The following is a 25,814-nucleotide window of genomic DNA, read 5'->3' on the forward strand; positions in this document are numbered from 1 at the left end:
AAAGCATCCTAGGCCAGCGCCGATAAAGATTACGAATGCGAAGTAACTGGGGTGCCTGAGCAAGGCAACCAAGCTCGCACTACCCGGCTACCTTTAGTACCAGCCCATTGGAGGCAAACATCATGGCCCTTACAGTCAATACCAACATCCCGTCCCTGAACACTCAGCGCAACCTGAACTCTTCCTCCAATGCGCTGCAAACCTCGCTTCAGCGTTTGTCCACCGGTTCGCGCATCAACAGCGCCAAGGATGATGCTGCCGGCCTGCAGATCGCCAACCGTCTTACCAGCCAGATTAATGGTCTGGGTGTAGCGGTGCGTAACGCCAACGACGGTATCTCCCTGGCGCAGACCGCTGAAGGTGCCCTGCAGCAGTCCACCAATATCCTGCAGCGTATGCGTGACCTGTCCCTGCAGTCGTCCAACGGCTCAAACAGCACTTCCGAGCGTACGGCCTTGAACTCTGAAGTCAGCCAGTTGAAAAAAGAACTGGACCGTATTAGCAACACCACCACCTTCGGTGGTCAGAAATTGCTTGATGGTAATTTCGGCACCAAGAACTTTCAGGTGGGTTCGGCTGCGAACGAAAGCATCAGCGTCAACATCGCTGAAATGAGTGCTGACTCGCTTGAAGGTACCTTCTTTCAAACCGCCTTCGGTTCTGCCACCGCTGCTACAGCAGACGGTACAGTGAGCTTGACGCTTGATTTCGGAAGTAAGGCCGACGTGGTTGTGACGGCGGAACTGCTTACCACCGATACGGTTGAGCAGGCCACCGACAAACTGGCTGCGGCTATCAACGACGCCAACGTGGAAGTGGGTGTGCATAAGAATGCCGCCGGCGTGTATCAGGTGATTAACAAGGCAGATCCCACCCAAGCGGTCCCCACCAGTGATCTTGTGACTATCACCTTCGCCGACACTGACACGACTGGTGCGACATTTGGCACCGTGACTCCGGCTCCATTAGTGCCTGTTGCTGCTAACTCCGTTAAAGATATAGACATCACCAACGCGGCAGGTGCGCAGGCGGCCGTGCTGGTCATTGATGATGCCCTCAAGCAGATCGATAACCAGCGTGCCGATCTGGGTGCGGTGCAGAATCGCTTTGAGAACACGATTAGCAACTTGCAAAACATTGGTGAAAACGTATCGGCTGCCCGCGGGCGGATTCAGGATACCGACTTCGCTGCTGAAACCGCGAATCTGAGCAAGAATCAGGTTCTGCAACAAGCTGGTACCGCGATCCTGGCTCAGGCCAATCAGTTGCCGCAGGCGGTGCTTAGCCTCCTGCAGTAAGCTGAAACAGTTAGTCAGCGTTAGACTACGGGGGGAAGTGCTTAGCGCTTCCCCCGTCTTGCCATTGAGAGGGTGTGACGATGGACATAGGTATCAGCAACCCGTTGTCGTTGGTAACAGCTGGGACGAAGTCGCCAGCCGGCGCGGCCAGCGGCTCTGTGTCGCGGCCTGGGTCGGTGCCTGCACCAGAATCGTCGGCTCGTGCAGCAGCAACCGAGCAAGCCGAACAGCCTGTCGAATCGGACCGGGAGTCGGTTGAAAAAGCCCTGTCCTCGATTCAGGGCTTCGTTCAGTCAATACGGCGCGACCTCAACTTCGCTGTCGATGATTCCACCGGGCGCGTGGTGGTAAAGGTCACCGACTCAGTATCGGGCGATGTCGTTCGTCAGATCCCGACTGAAGATGCGTTGCGTTTGGCCGAGAATCTGGAAGAAATCCGTAGTTTACTGTTCAAGGCTGAAGCCTGAGTGGCATGATTTTTGGTTGTTATTGATTTCTAGCGTTGAGCGTCATTCTCATGACGAGGTGGTTAACATGGTCGGTTTAACGGGTATTGGTTCTGGCATCGACATCGACAGCATCGTCGGTGCGTTGGTTAATGCAGAAAAGGCACCGAAGGCCGCGCAGCTCGCGCGCCTTGAAAAGGCTACGACTACCAAGTTCTCCGCCTTGGGCCAGCTCAAGAGTGCGCTTAGCGCCTTCCAGACAGCGCTAAAGGAATTGAACAATCCAGCGCTGTTTGAAAAGCGTACCGCCAGCTCATCCAATACCGCCGCAGTCACGGCCTCTGCCAGCAAGAGTGCTTTGGCGGGTGTCTATCAAGTGGCAGTGGAGCGCCTGGCTGCCTCGAGCAAGGTGGCGTCCGCTGCGGTAGACAATACCTTCAGCAGCGGCGCTGGCGAGGAAACCTTTACCGTCAAGCTCGGTGCCAGTGATACTGGCACACCGGTCAAGATTGCAGTCGGTTCCGATTTGTCGAGTACCCGCGACCAGCTCAATGCGGCGCTCAAAGACAAGGGCATTAGCGTCAATATTGTGAGCAACCCGGGTTCGACAACCGGGGAGTCGCGTCTGGTATTCAGCTCCAGTACCACCGGTGCAGGCAGTGACGTAATCGTGACGGGCACTGGCAATCTGGCTGCGTTGGCGGCCGACGGTACGGTTGCCTTGAATACTGCGGATACTGCCAGCGCGGGTTACATTACCCAGGCGGCCGATGCGCAGTTCAGCATTGACGGGCTGACGCTGACTAGCCCAACCAATAGTGTGACGGGTGCCATCCCTGAGGTGACCCTTGAGCTGATTGGCAAAACGCCAGTAGATGCACCGCTGACGGTAACGGTGGGGCAGGATACGGGCGGCGTTACCGATGGCATCAAGAAATTTGTCGACGCCTATAACAAGCTGATCAAGACCAGCAACGAGTTGACCAGTGTGGTGCCGGTGGGTGAGGGCAAGGAGCCGGTGGTTGGCGGCCTGGTCGGCGATGCAACTGTGCGCAACCTGCTGAGTGCTGTACGCAGTGAGTTGGTTGATCCTGCAAGCCAGGGCGGACTTCGCGTGTTGGCTGATCTGGGTATTACTACTCAGAAAGACGGCACCCTGAAGATCGATGATGACAAGCTCAAGGGCGCGCTCGAAAGTGATTTCGATGCAGTCAGCAGCTTCTTCACCGGCGAGGCTGGCCTGATGAGTCGAGTCGACAAACGCATCGACGGCTTTATCAAGGCCGGTGGCGTGCTCGAGCAACGCATGAGCGGCTTGCAGTCGACTATTAGTGACATCGACAAGCAGAAAGAAAACCTCGCCTTGCGAATTGAGAAGGTACAGGCTCGTCTGTATTCCCAATTCAATGCTATGGATGCGTTGGTCGCGCAGTTGAACCAGACCGGTGATCGCTTGACCCAGTCGCTTGCCAACCTGCCGGGCTTTGTCAGAAAGGATAAATAACCAATGAGCAAGAAATCCATCGACACCTACAAGCAAGTCAAGATCAGCCAGGAAGTCAGCAATTACCGGGCGGTGCAGATGCTGCTTGATGGTGCTATCGAGCGCCTGTTGTTAGCGAAGCAGGCGCAGGCGGATGGCCAGCCTGGCATGCGTGGTGAGGCGGTTGGCTCGACGCTAAGTATCATTGGTGTGTTGCAGGCAAGCTTGGACAAAGAACTCGGTGGTGAAATTGCCGAGAATCTGGATGCGCTGTACGACTACATGACTCGCCGTCTGGCCGGAGTGCCCCTGGATGACACGCCGCGCTCCCTGGACGAAGTCCTGGCGCTGCTGGGGCAGATCAAAACAGCTTGGGATGGAATCGGCTCGGAGGTCGAAACACCTCAGCTCAGCTGAGTTCATTGCTAAAGCTTTGCCCTGCGGTGCCGATATATTGAATATCGAAAAAGCAGAATGGCGAGAGCGATAATGAATGCAATGGTAGCCCTGCGGCAGTATCAAACTGTTAATACTCAGACTCAATTGACTGATGCAGACCCTCATCGTCTGATTCAGATGCTGATGGAAGGCGGCTTGTCCCGTCTGGCCCAGGCCAAGGGTGCGATTCAATACGGTCAAGTGGCGGTCAAAGGTGAGCTGATTGGCAAGGCCATCGGTATCATCGGTGGTTTGCGTGACGCGCTGAACTTTGAGCAGGGTGGCGAAATTGCGCTCAATCTGGACCGGCTCTATGAGTACATGATGTCTCGTCTGGTTAAAGCTAATCGGGACAATGATGTAGCGCTGATCGATGAAGTGAGTGATCTGCTGCGTAATGTGAAATCCGGTTGGGATGCCATCAGCCACTGATGCGTGCTGCAAGCCGCGAGGGGAGTTTCATGAGTTCATCCGTGCAGCGTCTAGAAGAAACTGGCAGCGCCTTGCGTACCGCTCTGGCTACCCAGGATTGGGTCGCCATTGGCGAGCTGGATCTGCAGTGCCGCCAGGCCGTTGACGAGGCTATGGTCGAGTCCGCCAGCGATGAAGACGCCCTGCGTGCGCGCATGCAGGAGTTGCTGGATCTTTATCGTGAGCTGGTTAGCGTCTGCCAGGCCGAGCAGCAGCGCTTGGCACATGAGCTCGTTCAGCTTAATCAGTCGCAACAAGGCGCCAAGGTTTATCAGCTGTTTGGCTGATTGGCGACTTTCGGTCGGTGCCGCCTGGCGTCGACCTTCTGGTATTTGCCTGCGTTCTGCCCCGATCTTTCTCCCTCCTTTGTTAAACAGCTGCTTAGTCCGCTTGTCGGGCACGATAAAAAGCACGTCATAAAATTGACTATTAACAAAAAATTGACTTAACTAATGGCCAGTTGCCGCCGTTAGGTCGAGTTGTAGTTGGGCTGTTGGCGCGTTTTTCACTCCAGGATCAGAAAACAAATTATGTGGCGTGAAACCAAAATTCTCCTGATTGACGATAACAGCGAGCGCCGTCGTGACTTGACGGTGATTCTGAATTTTCTGGGTGAAGATCATCTGGCCTGTGACAGCCAGAACTGGCGTCAATGCGTGGCGGACTTGGCGTCCACTCGTGAAGTGCTCAGCGTGTTGCTTGGCGAAGTGAAAGCCAAAGGCGGCGTGCTTGAGATGCTCAAGCAGTTGGCCGCCTGGGATGAGTTTCTGCCGACCTTGCTGCTTAATGACCAAGTAGTGACTGAATGGCCGGATCAGCAGCGCCGTAGTGTATTGGCAACATTGGAAATGCCAGTCAGCTACAACAAACTGCTCGACTCCCTGCACCGCGCTCAGGTTTACCGCGAAATGTACGATCAGGCCCGTGATCGCGGGCGTCAGCGCGAGACCAATCTATTCCGCAGTCTTGTTGGCACCAGTCGGGCTATTCAGCAGGTGCGGCAGATGATGCAGCAAGTAGCCGATACCGAGGCCAGTGTGTTGATCCTCGGCGAGTCGGGTACGGGTAAGGAAGTGGTCGCGCGTAACCTGCACTACCACTCCAAGCGCCGTGAAGCGCCGTTTGTGCCAGTTAACTGCGGGGCTATCCCAGCCGAGCTACTGGAAAGCGAACTGTTTGGCCACGAGAAGGGTGCGTTTACCGGTGCAATCACCAGCCGGGCCGGGCGTTTCGAGCTGGCCAATGGCGGCACGTTGTTTCTCGATGAAATTGGCGATATGCCGCTGCCCATGCAGGTGAAGCTGCTGCGCGTATTGCAGGAGCGCACCTTCGAGCGGGTGGGCAGCAACAAGACCCAGAGCGCCGATGTGCGGATCATTGCCGCTACGCACAAGAACCTCGAAAAAATGATCGAGGACGGCAGCTTCCGCGAGGATCTGTATTACCGCCTTAACGTCTTCCCGATCGAGATGGCCCCGCTGCGTGAGCGCATCGAGGATATTCCGCTGCTAATGAATGAGCTGATCTCGCGCATGGAGTTCGAGAAGCGCGGGTCTATCCGTTTCAACTCGGCGGCGATCATGTCGCTGTGCCGGCATGACTGGGCGGGTAACGTGCGCGAGCTGGCCAATCTGGTCGAGCGCATGGCGATCATGCATCCCTATGGCGTTATTGGTGTGGGCGAGTTGCCGAAGAAATTCCGTCATGTCGATGATGAAGATGAGACCTTGGTTGCCAGCTTGCGTGAGGACTTGGATGAGCGCGCGACTATCCTGGCCGGTCTGCCGGGCGTGGACTCAATGGCCATGCTGCCGCCTGAAGGCCTGGACCTGAAGGATTACCTGGGTAACCTTGAGCAGGGCCTGATTCAGCAGGCGCTGGATGATGCTGGCGGCGTGGTGGCGCGTGCCGCCGAGCGTTTACGTATTCGGCGTACCACCCTGGTCGAGAAGATGCGCAAGTACGGCATGAGCCGCCGTGATGACGAAGGGCTGGACGACTGAAGTTTTGGCTTACTCAGAGCAGGCAGGAGCCAGCGTGCTGGCGATTCGCCCCAGCTCGCAAAGATCGCCAGCAAGCTGGCTCCTACACGGTTATCCGAACCTTGTAGAGGGAATAAGCCGGTTTCTTGACATTGTTTTTATAAGTATTTGATATATAAGCGATATTTTTTTCAGGCACGGGTATTGCTATCTCTCTTGCAACTGACTGTCTTATGACGGCTCGCTGCGCGAGAGAGAACCATGACCGCTAACGCCCAACGCCCTGAAGAATCCGAAGCGCCCGCACCCGTGGAGCAGGCCAGCCGTGCCGGGCTCGAACAGGCCTTTGCCTTGTTCAACCAGATGTCGACTCAGCTCAGCACCAGCTACAGCATGCTGGAAGCGCGGGTGACCGAGCTTAAGGGCCAGTTGGCGCTGGTCAGTGCCCAGCGTATGCAGGAGCTGGCCGAGAAAGAGCGCCTGGCACATCGTCTGCAAAGCCTGCTGGATCTGCTGCCCGGCGGGGTGATCGTGATCGATGGTCAGGGCGTGGTGCGCGAAGCCAATCCGGTGGCGCGTAATCTGCTCGGCCAGCCTTTGGTCGGCATGCTCTGGCGCCAGGTGATCGCGCGCAACTTCGCCCCGCGCGAAGATGATGGCCATGAAATTTCCCTGAAGGATGGCCGGCGTTTGTCGATTGCCACCCGCTCCTTGCACGCCGAGCCTGGCCAGTTAGTGCTGCTGACCGACCTGACAGAAACCCGGCGCTTGCAGGATCAACTGTCCCGTCACGAGCGCTTGTCTGCTTTGGGCCGCATGGTCGCCTCTCTGGCCCACCAGATTCGTACGCCTCTCTCCGCTGCTTTGCTCTACGCCAGTCATCTGACTGAACAGGTGCTGCCGGTTGAACAGCAGCAGCGCTTTGCCGGTCGCCTGAAAGAGCGCTTGCATGAGCTGGAGCATCAGGTGCGCGACATGCTGATCTTCGCCCGTGGCGAGCTGCCGCTGCCGGATCGCCTGGCGCCCAAGGCGCTGTTCGATGCGTTGCGCAGCGCCGCCGAACCCCATGTGTTGGATATGCAGGTGCGTTGGCAGTGTGACAGCCGCGCGGGCGAGTTGCTGTGCAATCGCGACACCCTGGTTGGCGCCGTGCTCAACCTGATCGAAAACGCGATTCAGGCTGGCGGCCGTGAAGCGCGTTTGAAGATTCATCTGTATCAGCGCGGCGAAACGCTGCGCCTGTGCATCAGCGACAACGGTCCAGGCATCGACAGCGCGACACTGGCGCGGCTTGGCGAACCCTTTTTTACCACCAAAACCACGGGCACCGGGCTTGGCCTGGCCGTGGTCAAGGCAGTGGCGCGCGCCCATCAGGGCGATGTGCAGCTGCGTTCGCGGCTGGGGCGTGGCACGTGCGCCATTCTCACCTTGCCGCTGCTTGGTGCTACGCACCCTTTGATTCAGGAGTAACCAGCCATGGCGAGCAAAATTCTATTGGTCGAAGATGACCGCGCGTTGCGCGAGGCACTGGCCGATACCCTGGCGCTGGGTGGGCATGAGTACCGCGCGGTGGATTGCGCCGAAACGGCGCTGTTGGCGATTGCCGAAGAGCCTTTTGGCCTGGTGGTCAGTGATGTGAATATGCCCGGCATGGATGGCCACCAATTGCTCGCGCAGATTCGTCAACGTCAGCCGCAATTGCCGGTGCTGCTTATGACCGCCTTTGGCGCAGTGGAGCGTGCGGTGGATGCCATGCGCCAAGGCGCGGCGGATTACCTGGTCAAACCCTTCGAACCCAAAGCCCTGCTGACGCTGGTGGATCGGCATGCCTTGGGCCGTGTTTCTGCCGGTGAACAGGATGGCCCGGTCGCCGAAGAGCCCGCCAGCGTGCAACTGCTGGCCTTAGCGACGCGGGTGGCGCAGAGCGATTCCACGGTGCTGATCACCGGCGAATCCGGTACCGGTAAAGAGGTGCTGGCGCGCTTTATCCATCAGCAGTCGCCACGCGGCAGTAAACCCTTTATTGCGATCAACTGCGCGGCAATTCCGGACAACATGCTCGAAGCCACGTTATTCGGCCATGAAAAGGGCGCATTTACCGGGGCGATTGCCAGTGCGCCGGGCAAGTTTGAACTGGCCGAGGGTGGCACTATTTTGCTCGACGAAATTTCTGAAATGCCGCTGGGCTTGCAGGCCAAGCTGTTACGCGTGTTGCAGGAACGTGAAGTAGAGCGGGTGGGCGCGCGTAAGCCGATTACCCTGGATATTCGCGTGCTGGCCACCAGTAACCGCGATCTGGCTGCAGAAGTGGCGGCGGGGCGCTTCCGGGAAGACCTTTACTATCGCCTGTCGGTGTTTCCGCTGGCCTGGCGACCGTTGCGCGAACGCCCGGCAGACATCGTACCGCTGGCTGAACGTTTGCTGGCCAAGTACGTGAAGAAAATGAACCACGCACCGATCCGGCTTTCACCCCAGGCGCAGATGAGCCTGATGAGCCATAGCTGGCCGGGTAATGTGCGTGAGCTGGATAACGCCATTCAGCGCGCGCTGATTCTGCAGCAGGGCGGGCTGATTCAGCCGCAGGACCTTTGTCTGCAGGCACCCATTGGTTCGGCCGTGACGCCGCCAGCTCAGCCGCTGTTGGCAGTGGTGGTCAATAGCGCACCTGCGCCGCAGGACGCCTTGCCGGCAGAAGCGGGCGCCTTGGGCGATGACCTGCGCCGGCATGAGTTTCAGATGATTATCGACACCCTGCGTGCCGAGCGTGGCCGGCGCAAGGAAGCCGCCGAGCGTCTGGGTATTAGCCCGCGCACCTTGCGCTACAAACTGGCGCAAATGCGTGATGCCGGGATGGATGTGGAAGGGTATCTGTTTGCCAGCTAAGCCTCTGTAGCCCGGATTACATTCGGCCACAGGCTGAAATTCCGGAGCTGTAGGGTGGATGACGCTCTTTTCATCCACCATAAGAACTCTGTTGGTGGATGGGTAAAGCGTCATCCACCCTACGCCTGCTTACTTCCCGCTGTTTTGCTCGCAGGTTGTAGGAGCGGGCCATGCCCGCGAAGTGGCTATCGCGGGCATGGCCCGTGCCTACGGTCAGTCTTTCCACGGCTCCGGTGCGCCGAGCAGACGGCCCATTGCACCGTACAGCCCCAGCTCCTTGAGCACCGCCAACTCGCCCTCGGTTTCCACCATCTCGGCAATCAATGGCAGGTCGATGCTGTTGGTGGCGCGGAACACGGCCTCGATAAACATGCGCTTGTCGCTTTCCTGGTCGATGGCGCGAATATAGGTGCCGTCGAGTTTCAGGTAGGCCAAGCCCAGGTGGGTCAGGTTGCCGATCAGGCTGAAGCGTCCGCCAAAGTGCTGCAGGCCCAGGCTGAAGCCAGTGCCGCGTACGCCTTGGCTGAGTGCTTCCAGTTCGGCCGCAGGTGGCAGGTGGCGTTCATCCACTTCCAGGGTCAGCAGGCTGGCCTGCAGCGGGTGTTGCCGGAGGATTTCGAATATACGCCTGAGGGTTTCTGTATCGCGCAGGGTCGCGGCGGATAGGCTCAGTGCCAACGGCGCCGCATGCTGGCTGAGGTGCGCCAGGCTGTGTTCGAGCATGGCCAGGTCAAAGCGCGCGGTCCAACCCAGACGTTCGATCCAGGGCAGGAAACGCCCGGCGGCAATGGCTTCGCCTTGTGGGTCAAGCAGGCGCGCCAGCACTTTGTGGTGCAGCAGTTTATTGCGGTCGACGCATTGCGTGACGGGTTGGAAATACAGCTGCAGCTTGCGTTTGCTCAGCGCGTCATCGATCCAGGTGCGCCAGTCGTGCAGGCCGCCCTGGGTGGGTTGCGCGTTGTAGTCGTCCAGACGCACCCAGTGGCGGCTCGGGTCGTTCTGCACCTGCGCCAGGGCCTGATCGGCGCGACCGATGACCTGGTTGGGTTCTTCGCCGGGGCGGAAGGCGGCAATACCTATATGTACCACTGGTGTGCAGTCGCTGGCGCCAGTCTGGCGCAGGCTTTCCAGCACGGTGTGCAGCTCGCCGGCGAGCAGGTCAACTTCTTCACTGCCAATGCCTGGGGCCAGCAGGCTGAATTCGCCGCCGCGGCTACGCGAGGCCAGCCAATCGGAGCGGTTGGTCTGGTTGAGCAGGCGCTTGAGCAACTCGCCGATGGCAGCGATCAGGGCGTCGGTCTTCTGGCCACCGAGGCGCTGGTTGAGCCCGCCGAGGTCATTGACCCGCAGCAGCAGTAGATAGCCCTCGGCATTCTGCTCACTGAGCACCAGTTGGTGGGCCAGGCGGATATCGAACAGGCGGCGGTTGGCAAGCCCGGTGATGCTGTCTTGATAGGCCTCTTCACGCAGTTTTTCGCTACGTGCGGCTTCTTCGGCGAACAGGGTTTTCAGCTTTTCCACCATCTGGTTCATGGCGGTGACGACGCGCTTGAGCTCGGGTGTGCGCGGCACCTTGGGCAGGGTGAGGAATTCGCGGCGGGTGATGGCCTGGGCCTGTTGCACCATGTTGTCCAATGGGCGCAGTTGGGTGCGCAGCAGCCAGCCGCCGAGCACGGCGCTAACCAGGCCGCAGAGCAGCAACCAGATCAGGCTACCGATGGCACTGTCCCAGAGTTTGGCCAGGGCGAACTGTGGATGGCTGAGCACTTCAACCCTGGCGGCCTGTTCCCAGCCGCGCATGATCAGCGCATCACCTCCTTGGGGCTGCAGGTTCACCAGCTCGCTAAACCAGACTGGGACGGTTTCGTCGCTGGCATCGTCGCTGCGCCGTTCGACAATCACCTCATCATCAGGGATGCGTACCACGCGGATGCTGGTGAAGTAGCCGCTGTCGAAGATCGAGCTGACCATCAGCTCAATCATCGCCGGGTCATCCACGTGCGGGGTCATCGACAGGCCCAGCGCGGTTGCAGCGTCCTGGGCGTGGGAGCGCAGCTGGCTGAGCAGTTGCTCGCGGGAGCTTTCTACCCCGGCAATAAAGCTGCCGGTAAAAGCCACGACTAGGAACAGGCAGATGGCGAGAAATAGCTGCTTGAGTAGAGACATAGGTTTCTCCTAGCCTTCGCCGATGGCGAAGCCCTCCGTGCGCATTTTTTTCAAGATGTCCTGCCAGCGTGAGAGCTTCTTGCTGTCGCTTTTCTTCACGTTGGAGCCGGGCAGATACAGCCCCTCGGCATTGAAGGCATAGACCGGCAACAGGTCGCGGCGCTGCGAGGCGGGCTTGATCTGGTTGATCAAGTTGTCGAGGACCAGGGGCTCGGCACCGGGGCTGGTGTAATAGGTCAGCACCATATGCGCCTGGTTGAGGTTGAGGGCCTTGACGTAGGTGATGCGCAGTTTGTCGGCAGGCACGCCGAGGCGGCGCAAGGTGAAGTACTTGGCGATGGAATAGTCTTCGCAATCGCCGGCCCCCTTGACCAGCATCTCGATGGGCGTGGCCCAGTAGTCGTTCTGTCTCCATAGCTGGATATCGTCGACAAAACGGATCTGTCGGTTGAAGAAGCGGTTTACCTCGTCGAGCTTGTCTCTTTCGCTGCTGCCCGCGCTGGTCTTGATTTGCGCTTCCCAGGCCTGGATGCGCTGCTTGGCGGCGCCGAGGTTGCCGTAGCGGGTTTCGGCATTTTGCAGGATAACGCCGAAGTCCCAGTTGGCCAGGGCACTGGCCAGACCGATCAGCAGGATGCAGCTGCCCAGCAACACTCGGTTGAGGCGTTTGAGCCATCCATGAGTAAGCTGACGGGGTGGCATATACCGCGCCTCTGCCGGGAATTAGGAAAGTCTAGGTGTCGCTGCTGATTTTTGCCGCAGCCGACTATAGCGAATGTCGGCGGCTGTAGTGCTTAGGGTCTGTTGCCGTTTCGTCGCGAGCCGCGAACGAAACGGCAACAGACCCTAGGGTTTGACCAGGGTTTTCTGGCTGAGAATGTACAGGCTGACCAGCACCGCGCTGGTCAGCATAAACGCTCGGGCCCAGAACAGCGGCACCAGGTAGCACGACAGGCCGATGCTCAGCCACATCAGACTGATGGCGTAGACCTTGCCCTTGAGCGGAATGCCCTGGCCTTCGAGGTAGTCGACGATCCACGGGCCAAGCTGGCGGTGATTGACCAGCCACAGGTAGAAGCGCTTCGAGCTGCGCATAAAGCAGGCGGCAGCCAGCAGCAGAAAAGGCGTGGTCGGTAGGACGGGGAGGAAGATGCCGATGACCCCCAGCGCCACGCTCAGCCAGCCGATGGCCAGCAGAACGTAGCGAATAACCGGGTTGCGCTGCTCTTGAACCGGCGGCCTCTGAATCTCACGCGCCATGGCGCGTGCTTAGTGGTGGCGGGGCTTCAGGAGTGCTGGCTTCTCTTCCGGTGCATTGCACAGCAGAAACAGGGCGGTCAGCAGCTCGGGGATCTGCTCGACCATGCTGTCGACCAGGTCGCGATCACGGGCGATCTCGGCGAATTCAGGCTGCTCGTCGAACAGGCCGGAGGCGACCATGATCGGCAGCAGCAGCTCGCTGACTTCATCTTCGGCGTCGTCAAACCACACCGCTTCACGCAGGAACACCCCTTCCATAAAGCCAATGCACCAGCCGCGCAGGTCGGAATCGTCTGGTTCTTCGCCCAGGTCGAGTTCGCACGGTACGTCGGGTTCATCGTCGCTGGCCAGTTGGCGGGCGATATGGCTTTGCAGCTGGATCAGGGTAGCTTCGATGTCTTCGCGCTCGGCGTCACTGCGGTAGTGCGGCGCCTCGGAGAACAGTGCGTCAATCCACTCGCGCTCTGGCACCGGTTGTGGGCAGATCGACAGGGCTGTCAGGTAGCCGTGGGCGGCGATGTAGTCCAGGGCCTCTTCATGCAGCTCATCGGCATCGAGGAAGGCTTGCAGGCGGGAGAGTTGCTCGGCGAAGGACATCGGGGGCTACCTTGAAGGAGTAAACGAGGGTCGATTCTAGTCGACCGCAGCCACAGCGGCCATAGCCGCATACCATGGGCGGTGAAAATCGGATCAAACTCCGCCATGCCTGCGCGTGCCCAGGCGGCACTTGCGTATAATGCGCGGCTTGTTTCGGAGGCCTTTCATGCTCGACCACGCGCAACGCATCCTCAAAGACGTATTCGGCTACGACAGCTTCCGTGGCCGTCAGGGTGCGATTATCGAGCGCGTGGCCAGTGGCGGCGATGCGTTGGTGCTAATGCCCACCGGTGGCGGCAAGTCGCTGTGCTTTCAGGTGCCCGCCCTGCTGCGCGAAGGCCTGGCTGTGGTGGTGTCGCCGCTGATCGCGCTGATGGACGATCAGGTTGCCACCCTCGATGAGCTGGGCGTGGCCGCTGCAGCGCTGAATTCGACCCTGAGCGCCGATGAGCAGCGCGAGATTGCCGAGCGGATCAAACGCGGCGAAATCAAGATGCTTTATCTAGCGCCTGAGCGGCTGGTGCAGCCGCGCATGCTGAGCTTTTTGCAGAATCTCGACATCGCCCTGTTCGCCATCGACGAAGCGCATTGCGTGTCGCAGTGGGGCCATGATTTCCGTCCGGAATACCTGCAGCTGGGCCAATTGGCCGAACTGTTCCCCAGCGTGCCACGCATCGCCCTGACCGCCACGGCGGATATGCGCACCCGTGAGGAAATCGTCCAGCGCCTGCATCTACAGGATGCCGAGCGGTTTTTGTCGAGCTTCGACCGGCCAAATATCTTCTACCGCATCGTGCCCAAGGAGCAGCCGCGCAAGCAGTTGCTGAACTTCCTCGCAGCGCGCAAGGGCGATGCCGGCATCGTTTATTGCCTGTCGCGCAAGAAGGTCGAGGAGGTCGCCGCGTTCCTCTCTGAGCAGGGCTTCCCCGCGTTGCCGTATCACGCCGGCTTGGCCAACGAGCTGCGCGCCTATCACCAGAAGCGCTTTCTCAACGAGGAAGGGTTGATCATGGTCGCGACCATCGCTTTCGGCATGGGCATCGATAAACCCAACGTGCGCTTTGTCGCCCACCTTGACCTGCCCAAATCCCTGGAAGCCTATTACCAGGAAACCGGACGCGCCGGCCGCGATGGCCTGCCAGCGGATGCCTGGATGGCCTACGGCCTGCAGGATGTGATTTTCCTCAAGCAGATGCTCAACAACTCCGAGGGTGACGAGCGGCATAAGCGCGTCGAGCAGCACAAGCTCGATGCCATGCTCGCGCTGTGTGAGGAAACCCGCTGTCGGCGTCAGGCGCTGTTGGCCTATTTCGATGAGGTCATGCCGCAGCCCTGCGGCCATTGCGACAATTGCATCGATGGCGTGCAGACCTGGGATGCCACCGAACCGGCGCGTCAAGCGCTGTCGGCTATCTATCGCACCGGCCAACGTTATGGCGTCGGCCATCTGGTCGATGTGCTGCTCGGCCGTGATAACGAAAAGATTCGCGGCGTGGGTCATCAGCATCTGGCAGTGTTCGGCATCGGCAAGGCGCTGGCCGAAGGTGAGTGGCGTTCGCTGTTCCGCCAGTTGGTGGCGCGCGGCTTGGCCGATGTTGACCTTGAGGGCTTTGGTGGCCTGCGTCTTTCCGACAGTTGCAGGCCTTTGCTCAAGGGCGAGGTCAGCCTGCAGCTGCGCCGCGATCTGAAACCGCAGCAGAGCGCCAAGGCTTCCAGCAGCGCGGCCAGCCAACTGGTGCGTGGCGAGGAGCGCGGCCAGTGGGAAGCGCTGCGCGCGTTGCGGCGCAAGCTAGCGGAAGAGCATGGCGTGCCGCCGTATGTGATCTTCCCGGATGCCACCTTGCTGGAGATGCTGCGCAGCAAGCCCAGCACCCTGGCCGAAATGGCGCGGGTCAGTGGCGTTGGCGCGCGTAAGCTGGAGCGCTATGGCGAAGCCTTCCTGGCCGTGCTCGGCGCGGATGATGACGCGCCGCGTGCCGTGGTCGACTTGCGCCATGAACTGGTCAGCCTGGCCCGTGCCGGCATGACCCCGGCGCAGATCGCCAGCCAACTCAGCTGCAGCGAGAAGAATGTCTACAGCCTGCTGGCCGAAGCGATTAGCCGTCAGCAGTTGTCCCTGGAGCAGGCGCTGGATGTGCCCGAGGCATTGCTCGGTGAAATTCAGGATGCCTTCCTTGATGGCGAGGGTGAGCTGCCGCCGGTGGCCGCGATCAGCGAGCAGTTTGCCGGACGGGTTGAGCTGGGCATCCTGCACTGCGTGCGTGCGGCCTTGCAGGCGGAATTCGAGGCCTGAAAGGCCTCAGCCTGGTTGACGGTTGATCTTGTGGCACCGGGTACGAGCGACTAAGGTGTTTTCAGCCACCCAGTTGCAGAGGTTCCGGTGCCGCTTTCCCATGCCTGGTTAGACGATGTTCGCCCCAGCCCCTATGCCGATCAGCTCGCTTTGGGCTTTCGCCTGTTGCGTTTCTCCAGGCCGCTGGAGCAGGAGTATCGCGACTATGTGCGTGACGACACCTTTGACCTCAAACGCATTGCCCTGAGTGTTGGCATTCTGGTGTGGTTGGCTTTTGCCGCGTTCGATTTCGTCCTGATCAAGGCGCCCGAGGTGTGGTGGATGCTGGCCATCCGCCTCGCCATTTTACTGTTGTTGTGCCTATTCGGCGGGCTGCTGATTCAACGTAAGCACATTCATCTATTGCAGCCGCTGAGCCTGGTCAGCTTGTTGGCGCTCGGCGCGGCAGCGTCCTTTGTGGTTGGCATTGCCCATCGGGTTGATCCCAGCTACCCCTATGAGGGGTTGTTGCTGGTCTGTATGGCGGCGTACTTTCTGGCGGGTCTACGGCTGATCGAAGCCTTGTGCTGCTCTTTGCTGGTGCTGCTGGTGTATGTCTGCGTCGAGCTGCTGGTGGCCGGTTTGCCGCTGCCGCGCTTGCTCAATAACACCCTGTTTCTGCTGTTCGGCAACCTGATGGGCGCGGTGGGCTGTTACCTGCTGGAGTTTAAATCGCGCGAGCATTTTCTGATCAGCCGGCTGATGCGCGTATTGGCCGATCACGACAGCCTGACCGGGCTGCACAACCGCCGCAGTTTCAATCGTCAGTTCGAGCGCCTGTGGCGTCAGGCTCAGCGTGAACACCGCAGCCTGGCGTTGCTGCTCTGCGATGTTGATCACTTCAAAGCCTACAACGATCACTACGGCCATCAAGCCGGCGATAACGTATTGCAGCGTATTGGCAGCCTGCTGCAGGACGCCGCGCGGCGCCCGCTGGACATGGCCGTGCGTTTGGGTGGCGAAGAGTTTGCCGTGCTGCTGTATGACATCGGCGAAACCGAAGCGCGGCATCACGCCGAAGCGCTGCGTGACACGCTGCAGACCCTGAATATCGAACATGCCCGCTCGGACACGGCGAGCATGCTGACCATGTCGATTGGCATTTCCTGCATCCAGCCTGCCGTGGGTGGTGCGTTGGCGCAGCTCTATGAGCATGCGGATCGCGCGCTTTACGAGGCCAAGGCGTTTGGCCGCAATCAGGTCGTGGCGTAGGTTGCGCAAAAGCGATGGCCGATTTTGCCGCTGCGCTTGGCGCGTGGGGTGAGTGCCTGAAACAAAGTCGTGGTGCTAGCATCGCTAAGGTTTTTTCCTTGAGTGATTGCCCCGATGGACCGACTGATTCAGGCCAACGGCCAGCCGCATTACGGCATCTTTCCCGCCGCGCCTGGGCTGATCAATTACCGCGATTTTGATTTCCGCTCGCCCATGGGCCGCAAACTGGGCGCGTTGGCCAAATGGCGGCGCTTTCACCAATTTCAGTATTTCGGCCTGATCAGTGATGAGCTGATTGGCGGCTGCGCTCTGGCTAATCTCAGCTTGCTGGGCGTGGGCTTTGTCTACCTGTTTCACCCTGCCAGCGGGCGCATGATCGAGCGCCAGTTCAAGCTGCCGTTGAGCTTTGGCAGCCAGTTCTCGCAGACCCCGGATCAAGGCGTATGCGAGTTGCGCAGCGGCGGCAATCTGCTGCGCCTGGAGAACAGCGCCGCAACGAAAGAAAAGCGCCTGCTGGTGGAACTGGATGACGGCACCCGTATCGACGCCTGTTTTTCCGAGGCGGCGCCGGCTTTTCAGCCGATGTGCATCAATACGCCGACAGCGTTCAATGGCTGGGTCTATGCGCAGAAGGTGGCGGGGGTGCGCTGCACGGGGCAGGTGCGCAGCGCACTAGGGGATTTTGATCTGGCGCAGATCGGCGCATTCGCTCATCACGATTGGTCGGCCGGCTATATGCGTCCCGAAACCCACTGGAACTGGGCGTGCCTGTCCGGCCTGGCAGGCGAGCAGCGAGTTGGGCTGAACCTGTCCTGCGGGGTCAATGAAAGCAGCTTTACCGAGAACTGCTTCTGGCTGGATGGTGAGTTGCTCAAGGTCGATACGGTGCGCTTTGCCTTTGATCGCGATCAGCCGCTGCAGCCCTGGTTGATCAACGCCTATGACGGCCAGGTGGAGCTGCGTTTCGAGGGGCGTGGCCTGCACAAAGAGCGGTTGAACGTGGGTCTGCTGGCGAGCAACTTCAAACAGATATTCGGTCAATTCACCGGTGTGCTACGGCCGATTGGCCGACCCGAAGTGCGTATCGACAACCTGTGGGGGTTTGTTGAAGACCAGTATGTAAAGTGGTGAAACGGTTGTAGACCTTTTGCAAGCTTGCCTCGGTAAAAGGGTTATGGTTAGCTGGCTAATAATTAGTTTTTTGATAGTTAAGAGCCGTTGTCCATGTCGCATACCGATCAACACCGTTTTGCCATGCAAGTTGCCCAACTCTCCCGCGCCTGGCGCGCCGAACTGGATCGTCGTCTGGTCGGCCTGGGGCTGTCGCAAGCCCGCTGGTTGGTGCTGTTGCACCTGGGGCGCTTTGCCGAGTTGCCGACCCAGCGCGAATTGGCGCAGAGCGTCGGCGTTGAAGGGCCGACCCTGGCGCGCCTGCTCGACAGCCTGGAAGCCCAGGGGCTGGTCAGCCGTCAGGCGGTGCCGGAAGACCGTCGTGCGAAGAAGATTGCCCTCAGCCCACAAGCCCGTCCGTTGATTGAAAAGATCGAAGCGATCTCCGCGCAGCTGCGTCAGGAAGTATTCGCCGGTATCGATGAAGACGAATTGCGCCGCTGCCAGAAGGTCCATGCCCAGGTGTTGAGTAACCTGGAAAAACGCTGATGCGTGACGACCTGCAGAGCCTGCAGCAACGCTTCGGCCCGCGTTACCCACAGTGGCTGCTGGCGTTGCTGATGGTCGGCAGCATGGCCATGGTGTTGGCCTCCACCAGTATCAACGTCGCTCTACCGGCGATCATGGCGGACTTCGCCATCGGCCGGCCGCTGGCGCAGTGGTTGTCCACCGGTTTTCTCGCCGCCATGACCGCAGGCCTGCTGTTGGCTGCTTGGGCTCAGTCGCGCTTTGGCGCACGGCGTACAGCGCAATTTGGTCTGCTGTTGTTTATCCTCAGTTCACTCTTGGCGCTGGTGGCTCACGCTGCTTGGCAGTTGATCGCTTTGCGTATCGTGCAGGGGCTGTGCGCGGGGATCGTGCAACCGTTGGCCATGGTGTTGATCTTTCGCGTATTCGCTGATGGCGGTCGCGGTATGGCGCTGGGCATATACGGTCTGGGTGTGATGCTGGCGCCGTCACTGGGGCCAGGGGTTGGTGGTTACCTGGTCGATCATTTCGGCTGGCCGTCGATCTTCTGGATGCCGCTGCCGATGTGTCTGTTGGCCATGCTGGCGGGGCAATGGTTGTTGCCCAGTCAGCGTGAACGCAACACGCCGCGTTTGGATATTCAGGCCTTCGCCTGGCTGTGTGTGGCGATATTTGCCGCGCTGGGTTTTCTGGCTGAGGCGCAGCGCTTTGCCTGGACGGCGCCTAGAGTCTGGTTGCCGGGTTGCCTCGCACTGCTGGCCGGTGTGGCGTTTACTCTGCGCAGCGGGCGCGCCGCCCAGCCGCTGCTGCCGCTGGCACTGTGGCGACATGCCGGGTTTCGCAGTGCCAGCTGGGTCGCCCTGACCCTGGGGCTGGGTTTGTATGGTTCGACCTACCTGATTCCGCTGTATCTGCAGACCGTCGAGGGGTTCAGCGCTGGGCGCTCGGGTCTGCTGCTGTTACCGGCTGGGCTGTTGATGGGCATGGCGTCCTTTCTTGGCGGCTGGCTCAGTGATCGGTTGTCTGCAGCCGTGCTGCTGAGTGCCGGTCTGCTGATCTTTGCGCTGTCGGCAGCGGGGTTGGCCTGGGTCGAGCAGGGCGCCTCGTTTATTCAGCTGTGTTTCTGGGCCTGCGTCGGGCGCGTGGGTCTGGGCGTGTTGCTGCCGGCTTTGAGTACCGGCTCGTTGGATATCCTCAGCCCCGAGGAGCTGGCCCAGGGCGCAGGCGCCATCACTTTTGTGCGCCAACTGGGCGGCGCGTTTGGGGTCAATCTGCTGACCTTCTTTCTGGAGTGGCGGCACAGCGCTGAAGGTGGCGATCACATCGCGGAGATGCTTGCCTTCAAACAGAGTTTCTGGCTGGTGGCCGGGGTATTCGTAGTCACGGTTTTAGCGGCCTGGGGCGTCAAATCGACAAGACGCTGACAGCTACACGGTAGTGTGACGGAGTTGTCATTTTCTTGACTGCAGGCCTATGCTTGCACCTGTGGTGGCTTTTTGCCCAGCGGCGGTGACATTTGTCTATTCAGTTCGCCGTAATTATTGCCATGCACCAGCCGGGTTAAACACGGAACGTACTTCCCAGGGCAACATTTGCCGACTCCTATACTTTCGCAAGCGCAGGAAGCACACGTCTTGGACGTGAAGTGGCGAGGGCACAGGGGCGGATTCACCGGGAGCGTTTTTTATGGCAAAGGTTCGTCAATTTAAGACTCGTCAATTACTGATTGGTCTGGCGTCCAGTTCGGTTCTGTATTCGGGGCTGGTTCCAGCCCTGGGCCTGGGCGAAATCATCCTGCATTCGGCGCTCAGTCAGCCGCTGGATGCCGAAATCGAATTGTTTGATGCGGGCGATCTGACCGACGCCGATATGCGCGTGCGCCTGGCGCCCGCTGAAGTCTTCGCCCGTTCGGGCGTCGAACGTTTGTATTTTTTTAACGACTTGCGCTTTACCCCGATGCTACGTGGCGGTAAGAGCGTGATTCGCGTGGTGTCGACCCAGCCGGTGCGCGAGCCTTACCTGAACTTTATCGTGGAAGTGGCCCGGCCCAATGGCCAGTTGTACCGCGAGTACACTGTGCTGCTCGACCCACCCAGCTCTGCCGCTTACCGTAGCCTGGCCGCGCCTTCTACCGCAGTGGTGCAAGCCGAGCCCCTCAGAACCACTGCCGCGCCTGTGCGTCCGGTAGTAATGCCCGCTGCGCAGCAGGGCAAGCGTTACAGCGTGGTCAGCGGTGACAGTCTGTGGAAGATTACCGCGCGTCTGGCCGCCAATGACGGGCAGGTGACCCCCCAGGCGTTGATGAACGACATCCATGCGCTCAACCCGCAGGCCTTTATCAATGGCGATATCAATCGCCTGCGTGCCGGTGCGCAATTGCTCTTGCCCGATAGCCTTGCCAGTACCGCACCGGCAGTGGCTGAAACCCCCGTGGCTGTAGCTGCTGCGCCAGAGTCTGTGGCGGCCTCCAGTGCTGAACTGCCGGTTGATCTGCCGGCTGAGCTGCTGATTCAGGAGCAGGCCCGTGTAGAGCAGGAGCTGGCCAGCCAGATTAACGAAACCCTGCAGTTGCAACAGAGCCTGGCGCAGCTGGGCCTGCAGGTGCAGCAGTTGCAGGCGCAGATGGAGGCTCGTGATCAGCAGATTGCCGGCCTGCAGGCCGAGTTGGCCGCGCGCAGGGCCAGTGCCGAAGCAACGACAGCGCCTGTGCCCGCTCCGGTTGCGGCGACTGCGCCGGTTGCAGCTGAGCCAGATAGCAACTGGCTGGCGATTATCGCCGGTCTGCTGGCGCTGTTACTGGCGGGTGTGGCTGGCCTGTTCTGGCGCAGTAGAAAACCCGTTGAGCCAGCGCCTGTTGCGGTTACAGCGGCGCTGGCACCGGTCATGCCTGAGGCGCAAAGTCTTGCCCCGGCTTTACCGGTCGAGCCGACTGCGGTGGCCTTTAATGCATGTGATGTACGTGACGTGCCGCGCGACGGCCCGGTATGGCCGGCGGCGGGTGAAGATGCGCTGCAAAGTGCCAACGTGTATATCGCCTATGGTCGCCTTAGCGAGGCCGCCAGTACCTTGCGCAAGGCCTGGGAGGCGCAGCCGCAGCGCAGTGATATCGCTTTCCGACTGCTGGAAGTATTGGCCTTGCTGGGCGATGCCCAGGGCTTTGTTGCCCATGAAGCATTGGTGCGGACATCCGGCTTTACTCCGTTGCGTATCGACGAGCTGAAGGCACGACATGCCGAGTTATTCAGCGCGCCGTCGGCCAGCTTGCTGGACGATGTGGTGCTTGAGCTGGATGAGGTCGAGGCGCAGCCGCTGGATGAGGCCGCCAATGACGGCCAGCTCAATCTGGATGATATGTCGCTGGATGCCGACTGGGATCTGGTCAGCCCCTTTGCCCCTACTGCACCGAAAAAAGTGGCGGACAAGGCCCCGGGCAGTGCTGCAGCCAAACGCAAGACCTCGGATATTTTCGAATTTTCGGGCAGTCGCGATGCCCGCAGCCCATTTGCCGAATCGATGCTGGTGGAAGAAACCTCCCACGACGGTTGGCAGGGCGACGAATTCAATGTGGCCTTTCTGGGTGACCTCGATGACCTGGCCGGTAGTCGTGACAACCTGTCCAAATTGAACATGGCCTTGGCTTATATCGAGCAAGGCAGCCTGGACAGCGCCTGCCAGATTCTCAATGAAGTGATCAACGAGGGCAATGAAGAACAGAAGCAGGAAGCACGTCAGCTGCTGGCCAAGATCGCCTGATACAGGGCGCTGTCGTTCAACGCCCGCGTGCCTCTGGTGCGCGGGCGTTTTTCTTATGCCGAGGCCAGGCGGCTGCGCGTTATCATCGGCTTTTCATCCGTCGCGAGCCTGCCAATGTCCAGCCCCAAAGCCGAAGTGGTTATCACCTATTGCACGCAATGCCAGTGGCTACTGCGCGCTGCCTGGTTAGCCCAAGAGCTGCTGTCGACATTTACTGACGACTTGTCCCGAGTCAGCTTGGCTCCCGGTACTGGCGGTGTGTTCCGCATTACCTGCGATGGCGTGCAGTTATGGGAGCGCAAGGCCGATGGCGGCTTCCCCGAGGCCAAAGTACTCAAGCAGCGCTTGCGCGATCAGATCGATCCGGTCCGGGATCTGGGCCACAACGACCGCAGCACGTGATCACTTGGTCAGCTGCCTCGCCTGCATTTTTCAACGGCCTGCTAAGCAGTTCGTGGCTGTAATGACGCTGCGAAAGCAGCGCGGGCGTGGTGGGCTCCTTGTTCGGCCTGCGGTTTATACTGTTTAGGGCATGTCACCGAATCGCCACGGCACTGTCATGCACCTTTCACCACGCCTGCGCAGACTCGAGCAAACCCAGCCGGAGGTCGTCCATGACCAGCGCCCAGCTCGCCAAGCCCAGCCGCAAGCAACGTGTCCGTACCCTGTGGATTTCCGATGTGCACCTGGGTACCCGGGATTGTCAGGCCGAACACCTGGCGGCGTTTCTCAAGCGCTATCAGACCGACAAGATCTACCTGGTCGGCGACATCATCGACGGCTGGAAGCTGCGCAGCGGGGTGTACTGGCCGCAGTCGCACAGCAACGTGATCCGCCGTTTGCTGACCATGAGCAAGCGTGGCACCGAGGTAATCTACGTCACGGGTAACCATGACGAATTTTTGCGCCGCTACTCCAGCCTGATGCTCGGTAATCTCCAGCTGGTCGACGAGGCCGAGCACCTCACTGCCGACGGCCGCAGGTTGCTGGTGATTCACGGTGACCAGTTCGATGTGATCACTCGCTATCACCGCTGGCTGGCCTTTCTCGGCGACTCAGCCTACGGCTTCACCCTGACCCTCAACCGCTGGCTGAATTTCTGGCGCAGCCGTTATGGTTATGGCTACTGGTCGCTGTCGGCGTACCTCAAGCACAAGGTCAAGAGCGCGGTGAATTTCATCAGCGACTTTGAAGAAGCCATCGTCCACGAGTGCGCTAGGCGCGGCTTCAATGGCGTGATCTGCGGGCATATCCACCATGCCGAAATCCGCCCCATGGGTGATGTCGAGTACATGAATTGCGGCGATTGGGTGGAGTCCTGCACGGCGTTGATCGAGCATCTGGATGGCAGTATCGAGCTGTATCGCCTGGCCGATGATCAGGCGCGTCAGTTGCAGGCTGCCCCGGTTGCTGCTGCCGAGCCGGCCCTGTGAGAATTCTGATTGTCTCCGACGCCTGGTCGCCGCAGGTCAATGGCGTGGTCACCAGTCTGCAGGCGTTGATCAGCGAGCTGCGCGGTTTGGGGCATCAAGTCAAGTTGCTGTCGCCGGCTGATTTTCGTGCGCTGCCGTGCCCCAGTTACCCGGAAATTCCGCTGGCATGGAACCTCTGGCGGGTTGGCCCGGCGATTCGCGCGTTTCAGCCGGACTGCGTGCACCTGGCCACCGAAGGCCCACTGGGTTGGGCGGCACGGCGCTGGCTGAGTAAGCGCGGCCTGGCGTTCTCCAGTGCTATCCACACGCGCTTCCCCGAGTACGTACACACTCGCTGGCCCATGATCCCACTAGGGTGGGGCTATGCCTTTCTGCGTGCTTTTCATCGGCCGAGCCAGGCGGTGCTGGTGACCACCGAGCGCATGCGCGACGAGTTTGCCGGCTGGGGTTTTAAACGCCTGGTGCTGTGGCGCAAGGGCGTTGATACACAGCTATTTCGCCCATCATTGACTCTGCCGAACCGGGATCAACCGGTATTCCTGTATGTCGGGCGGATTGCCCAGGAGAAGAATATCGGAGCGTTTCTCACCCTCGACTTACCGGGAGAAAAGCGCGTGGTTGGCGACGGCCCGCAGCGTGAGGCATTGCAGGCGGCTTATCCGCAGGTACGCTTTCTTGGCTATCAGCATGGCCAGGCGTTGGCCGAAGCGTTTCAGACCGCCAGCGTGCTGGTATTCCCCTCGCGCACCGATACCTATGGCTTGGTGATGCTCGAAGCCCTGGCCTGCGGTACGCCAGTGGCGGCGTTTCCGGTAGCCGGACCACTGGATGTGTTGCAGGCGGGCGTTAGTGGCGTCATGCATGAGGACTTGCGCGCGGCTTGTGTGGCGGCCTTGAGCCTGGATCGCGCGCGCTGCGCCGAGTTGGCAGCGCGGCAATCCTGGCGGGCCTCTGCGCTGGAATTTCTGGCGCAGCAGCCGTTGCTCGATGGTGAGCTGTGTCAGTCAACCCAGCTGAGTACTACATGATCACCTTGTCACGCAGCTTATCGGCTGCCTGACTCAGGGCCTGGATGACTTTTTCCTTGTCGAAGTTCTGGATACCGTTGGTGTCCAGGTACATGGAGAAGCCGGGTAGTTCGTGCTCGACGTAGCTGGACGTGGCGCCCAGGTCGCGGCGGAAGTCCACTACTTGGTAAATCTGCACTGGACGGGTAAAGCCCTTGACGTTGATCTGACCCTTGTCGCGGCACATGATCACGTCCTTGATCAGCGAATAGGTCTCGTGGGAGATCAGAATCTCACCGGATTCAGCGGCGCTTTCCAGGCGGCTGGCAAGGTTCACATCGCGACCGATGATGGTGTAGTCCATGCGCGTATCGGCGCCGAAGTTGCCTACCGTGCAGTAACCGGTGTTCAGCCCCATGCGGATTTCCAGCGGCTTGGTGATGCCCTGGGCGCGCCACTGCTGGCGCAGCACCTTCATATGTTTGCGCATGGCGATGGCCATGGACACGGCATTCACCGCATCCTTCTTCGCGCCTTTGCTGCTGGGGTCGCCAAAGAACACCATCACGCAGTCGCCGATAAACTTGTCGATGGTGCCGCCGTATTTCAGGCAGATCTTCGACATTTCATTGAGGTAGGTGTTGAGCAGGTCGGTCAGGGCTTCGGCTTCCAACTCTTCGGCCAATTCGGTAAAGCCCTTGATGTCAGAGAAGAACACCGTGAGCTTCTTGCGCTGGGTTTCCAGGCGCACGCTTTTCTTGCCAGTGAAGATCGACTCCCACACCTGTGGCGACAGGTACTTGGCCAAGTTGCGCGCAAGGCGTGCAGCTTTTTCCTGCTCGCGGGTAATTTCGCTGCGCACCTGTGTCAGGCGCAGGCCTTGCTGGTGCACAAAGTAGGCGGTGATGCAGATATACAGCGTGGTGAAAAAGATGCTGACCAGCGCTACCAGTGCGGGAGTATGGATATTCGCTGTGGTGCCAGTCAGGGCGAGCATAAAGACTGCGCTGCTCAGGGCTATCAGGCTGGCTAGCCCGAGGTAACGTAACCCGCCGATTACCAGCGCGCTGAAGGCCATAATCAATATGGCCATCAGGCAGGGTACGACCGAGAAGCCCAGCAGTGCGATGGAACCGCCGCAATGCACTGCGTCAATAAACAGCAGGCTGAGGGCGGTGCGTTGCGGATGCTCGCGCTTGAAACGCAGGCTCAGATGGTGTGCCAAATGCGGATAGAGCAGGGCGTAGGGCACCATCCAGAGAATGTTGTAGCCGAAATGCTGGGTGTAGGTGCCGGCGGCAATACTGGCAGCGATGGCGATATAAGCCAGGACACGGGAGTAGTACTCACGCAGCGGCGGTGCCGGTAGTGCGGAAATTCGGGGGGCGCTTTTGACATTCATCCGATGGAACAAT

The 25,814-nt window shown here is 59.8% G+C and carries 23 protein-coding genes; 18 read left to right on the forward strand and 5 right to left on the reverse strand.

From position 1 onward, the window contains the following. The first annotated feature begins 122 nt into the window (after positions 1-122). The 9 genes from AC0T4W_RS05865 (at position 123) to AC0T4W_RS05905 (ending at position 9,001) form a co-directional block, all read left to right on the forward strand. A complete protein-coding gene (locus AC0T4W_RS05865; protein WP_476317325.1) occupies positions 123-1,298 on the forward strand; it encodes a flagellin in 1,176 nt (391 codons plus the stop codon). Between the two features lie 80 nt (positions 1,299-1,378). Continuing rightward, positions 1,379-1,765 carry a flagellar protein FlaG gene (locus AC0T4W_RS05870; protein WP_476317327.1) on the forward strand — a complete coding sequence of 129 codons (387 nt, stop codon included), beginning with the start codon at positions 1,379-1,381 and terminating at the stop codon, positions 1,763-1,765. Positions 1,766-1,832: 67 nt separating this feature from the next. Beyond that, positions 1,833-3,248, forward strand: a complete 1,416-nt coding sequence (gene fliD, locus AC0T4W_RS05875) for a flagellar filament capping protein FliD (RefSeq protein WP_476317330.1) — start codon at positions 1,833-1,835, stop codon at positions 3,246-3,248. A gap of 3 nt (positions 3,249-3,251) precedes the next feature. After that, positions 3,252-3,644 carry a flagellar export chaperone FliS gene (fliS, locus tag AC0T4W_RS05880; RefSeq protein WP_476317333.1) on the forward strand — a complete coding sequence of 131 codons (393 nt, stop codon included), beginning with the start codon at positions 3,252-3,254 and terminating at the stop codon, positions 3,642-3,644. Between the two features lie 72 nt (positions 3,645-3,716). After that, on the forward strand, positions 3,717-4,097 hold the full coding sequence (fliS, locus tag AC0T4W_RS05885; protein ID WP_476317335.1) for a flagellar export chaperone FliS: 381 nt from the start codon (positions 3,717-3,719) through the stop codon (positions 4,095-4,097). 29 nt (positions 4,098-4,126) lie between these two features. Beyond that, a complete protein-coding gene (gene fliT / locus AC0T4W_RS05890) occupies positions 4,127-4,423 on the forward strand; it encodes a flagellar protein FliT (RefSeq protein ID WP_476317338.1) in 297 nt (98 codons plus the stop codon). A 243-nt stretch (positions 4,424-4,666) separates the two neighbouring features. After that, positions 4,667-6,139: a sigma-54 dependent transcriptional regulator gene (locus AC0T4W_RS05895; protein WP_476317341.1), complete on the forward strand. Its 1,473-nt coding sequence runs from the start codon at positions 4,667-4,669 to the stop codon at positions 6,137-6,139. Positions 6,140-6,379: 240 nt separating this feature from the next. After that, positions 6,380-7,588, forward strand: coding sequence for a sensor histidine kinase (locus AC0T4W_RS05900; RefSeq protein ID WP_476317343.1), 1,209 nt, complete (start codon positions 6,380-6,382; stop codon positions 7,586-7,588). Between the two features lie 6 nt (positions 7,589-7,594). After that, entirely contained in the window at positions 7,595-9,001 is a 1,407-nt protein-coding gene (locus tag AC0T4W_RS05905) for a sigma-54-dependent transcriptional regulator (protein WP_476317346.1), read from the forward strand. A 213-nt stretch (positions 9,002-9,214) separates the two neighbouring features. Here the strand turns inward: AC0T4W_RS05905 and lapD are convergent, their stop codons facing one another. From lapD to AC0T4W_RS05925, 4 genes are all read right to left on the reverse strand, one after another. Continuing rightward, positions 9,215-11,167: a cyclic di-GMP receptor LapD gene (gene lapD / locus AC0T4W_RS05910; protein ID WP_476317348.1), complete on the reverse strand. Its 1,953-nt coding sequence runs from the start codon at positions 11,165-11,167 to the stop codon at positions 9,215-9,217. 9 nt (positions 11,168-11,176) lie between these two features. Beyond that, on the reverse strand, positions 11,177-11,869 hold the full coding sequence (gene lapG, locus AC0T4W_RS05915) for a cysteine protease LapG (protein ID WP_476317351.1): 693 nt from the start codon (positions 11,867-11,869) through the stop codon (positions 11,177-11,179). A 144-nt stretch (positions 11,870-12,013) separates the two neighbouring features. Continuing rightward, positions 12,014-12,427: a YbaN family protein gene (locus AC0T4W_RS05920; RefSeq protein WP_476317354.1), complete on the reverse strand. Its 414-nt coding sequence runs from the start codon at positions 12,425-12,427 to the stop codon at positions 12,014-12,016. Positions 12,428-12,436: 9 nt separating this feature from the next. After that, the gene (locus tag AC0T4W_RS05925; RefSeq protein ID WP_476317357.1) at positions 12,437-13,024 is read right to left on the reverse strand and encodes a UPF0149 family protein; all 588 of its coding nucleotides are present in this window, start codon (positions 13,022-13,024) and stop codon (positions 12,437-12,439) included. A 166-nt stretch (positions 13,025-13,190) separates the two neighbouring features. Between AC0T4W_RS05925 and recQ the strand changes: the two genes are divergently transcribed. From recQ to AC0T4W_RS05970, 9 genes are all read left to right on the forward strand, one after another. After that, entirely contained in the window at positions 13,191-15,317 is a 2,127-nt protein-coding gene (gene recQ / locus AC0T4W_RS05930; protein WP_476317360.1) for a DNA helicase RecQ, read from the forward strand. Positions 15,318-15,404: 87 nt separating this feature from the next. Then, entirely contained in the window at positions 15,405-16,568 is a 1,164-nt protein-coding gene (locus AC0T4W_RS05935; protein ID WP_476317363.1) for a GGDEF domain-containing protein, read from the forward strand. Between the two features lie 114 nt (positions 16,569-16,682). Further along, the gene (locus AC0T4W_RS05940; RefSeq protein ID WP_476317366.1) at positions 16,683-17,699 is read left to right on the forward strand and encodes a DUF2804 domain-containing protein; all 1,017 of its coding nucleotides are present in this window, start codon (positions 16,683-16,685) and stop codon (positions 17,697-17,699) included. A 93-nt stretch (positions 17,700-17,792) separates the two neighbouring features. Further along, a complete protein-coding gene (locus tag AC0T4W_RS05945; protein ID WP_090248226.1) occupies positions 17,793-18,227 on the forward strand; it encodes a MarR family transcriptional regulator in 435 nt (144 codons plus the stop codon). After that, entirely contained in the window at positions 18,227-19,630 is a 1,404-nt protein-coding gene (locus AC0T4W_RS05950; RefSeq protein WP_476317370.1) for a DHA2 family efflux MFS transporter permease subunit, read from the forward strand. Before AC0T4W_RS05945 ends, AC0T4W_RS05950 begins: the two co-directional genes overlap by 1 nt. 262 nt (positions 19,631-19,892) lie before the next feature. Next, positions 19,893-21,959: a motility hub landmark protein FimV gene (locus tag AC0T4W_RS05955; protein ID WP_476317373.1), complete on the forward strand. Its 2,067-nt coding sequence runs from the start codon at positions 19,893-19,895 to the stop codon at positions 21,957-21,959. Positions 21,960-22,073: 114 nt separating this feature from the next. Continuing rightward, the gene (locus AC0T4W_RS05960; RefSeq protein ID WP_476317376.1) at positions 22,074-22,361 is read left to right on the forward strand and encodes an Rdx family protein; all 288 of its coding nucleotides are present in this window, start codon (positions 22,074-22,076) and stop codon (positions 22,359-22,361) included. A gap of 212 nt (positions 22,362-22,573) precedes the next feature. Beyond that, positions 22,574-23,392: a UDP-2,3-diacylglucosamine diphosphatase gene (locus AC0T4W_RS05965; protein WP_476317379.1), complete on the forward strand. Its 819-nt coding sequence runs from the start codon at positions 22,574-22,576 to the stop codon at positions 23,390-23,392. Continuing rightward, on the forward strand, positions 23,389-24,420 hold the full coding sequence (locus AC0T4W_RS05970) for a glycosyltransferase family 4 protein (protein ID WP_476317382.1): 1,032 nt from the start codon (positions 23,389-23,391) through the stop codon (positions 24,418-24,420). Before AC0T4W_RS05965 ends, AC0T4W_RS05970 begins: the two co-directional genes overlap by 4 nt. Here AC0T4W_RS05970 and AC0T4W_RS05975 read toward each other — a convergent pair. Continuing rightward, positions 24,413-25,801 carry an adenylate/guanylate cyclase domain-containing protein gene (locus tag AC0T4W_RS05975; RefSeq protein WP_476317385.1) on the reverse strand — a complete coding sequence of 463 codons (1,389 nt, stop codon included), beginning with the start codon at positions 25,799-25,801 and terminating at the stop codon, positions 24,413-24,415. The genes AC0T4W_RS05970 and AC0T4W_RS05975 overlap by 8 nt on opposite strands. Positions 25,802-25,814: the final 13 nt, after the last annotated feature.

Source organism: Pseudomonas sp. C7.1, assembly GCF_056312395.1.